The 1,498-nt window shown below is 64.1% G+C and carries 2 protein-coding genes; one reads left to right on the top strand and one right to left on the bottom strand.

The genetic code is table 11. The annotated features are described in order from the left end of the window. Window positions 1-531 precede the first annotated feature (531 nt). Window positions 532-870, bottom strand: a complete 339-nt coding sequence (locus QM841_RS14350) for an RNA polymerase-binding protein RbpA (protein WP_005255751.1) — start codon at window positions 868-870, stop codon at window positions 532-534. Between the two features lie 172 nt (window positions 871-1,042). On the opposite strand from QM841_RS14350, the gene QM841_RS14345 reads away from it, so the two are divergent. Continuing rightward, window positions 1,043-1,375, top strand: coding sequence for a hypothetical protein (locus QM841_RS14345; RefSeq protein WP_283332479.1), 333 nt, complete (start codon window positions 1,043-1,045; stop codon window positions 1,373-1,375). Window positions 1,376-1,498: the final 123 nt, after the last annotated feature.

Here is a 1,498-nt window from a genome sequence, read left to right as displayed (position 1 = left end):
CCGCATCACCGCCCGACAGACCGGAAGGTTTGGTTTGGGCGGTGATGGGGGAATACCACGAAATGTGAGTGGTTGTACGGAAAACGAGCGGTTGACCACCCCGAATGTCGTGGACGCCCGACCGGTCGTGGTTTCGGGGTGCCGATTTCATACCTTAGGTGTGAGATTTACCCGAAGCGAAGACCAAACCCTTGACTCCGCGGTACCGAATAGTAGATTGAGAGCGGTCATGTGACCTACCTCTCAAATGGTACGGAAGCCCGAGAGGTCGGTCATACGTGGTTTCTTCGACTGCGTGTTCGGGGCGTGACGCTCGGTGCTTTGTGTGCTCGGAATGTAACGCGCCCGCGTTCAGCAGATCGGAGTACTTGGATGAGTCCTGTCGAGACGGTGACCAGCCCAGTGACGAACAGAAGCTTGTCCGTGTCGAACACCCCGTCCGCGCCGAAGCCGGGGTCGCAGTCTCCCCGGACGCGGCGAACGCCGCCCCGGCAGAGCCGAGACGGCGTTCGTACGGTTCGGTTGCCTGTGTCAGGCTCCGCGGCGCTTCGCCTTCAGCAGGTCGAGGCGCTCCTTCAGCAGCTCCTCCAGTTCCTCCTTGGAACGGCGTTCGAGCAGCATGTCCCAGTGGGTACGCGGCGGCTTGACCTTCTTGGCCTCGGGCGCAGTGCCCTCTACCAGGGTTCCCTCGAGGCCGTTACGGCACAGCCACGTGCCGGGAATCTCGGCATCGTCGGCGAAGGGAATGTCGAAGACCTCACCGTTGTCGCACCGGTACTTGGCCATCCGACGGGGCGCGAGGTCGTGGTCACGGTCGGTCTCGTAGCTCACCGCTCCGAGTCGACTTCCTCGAAGTACGCGATCTGCCATGGTTGTGTCCTCTCCTCGATCGTCTCCGCGCGAGTACGCCTGGACCAGAACCAAGCGTTCACACTCATCTACAACGCCACGGCCTCCCGATTGGTTCCCGCACGCCGCGCAGATGCAACCTCGACATCTTACCGGGCGGGCCTCGAGGCGCCGCGCAGTAAGGTGGTTGACCATGACCGGCGCCTCCCGCAGACCCGATTCCTGTGTCTGGTGCGGCCGGGAAGTGGCCGAGACAGGGATGGGGCGGCGCCGCCGGTACTGCCGCCAATCCTGCCGGCAGCGCGCATACGAGCAGCGCAACCAGGTCAAGGGCACGAGCATCTCCGCCGATGCGGTGGTGCTCACCTCGGAGGAAGCCTCCGCCATGGTCGACCGGGTTTTCCAGGTTCGATGTGCCGCCGAGGACGTGGCGACAGCCGTTGCCGAAGGTGCGGCGGCCCATGAGGTGGAGTCTCTGTGCGCCGACCTCGTGCAACTCGCACGTGAGGCCGAACGCTTCCGCTGAGCCTCGGACAGAGGCGGGGGAGCGTAGGACGCACTCTGCTCGACCGGTCCGACCGTCGCCCGTCGATGGCGATTCCGAAACGAACATCACGAATCGACGCACGCCGAGCCCACGCGTACAGCA

Origin of the sequence: Rhodococcus sp. IEGM 1307 (genome assembly GCF_030056915.1) — a bacterium.
GTDB lineage: Bacteria > Actinomycetota > Actinomycetes > Mycobacteriales > Mycobacteriaceae > Rhodococcus_F > Rhodococcus_F opacus_D.
The sequence above is the reverse complement of the archived record's forward strand: the minus strand, read 5'-3'. Positions and strand labels throughout refer to the sequence as shown.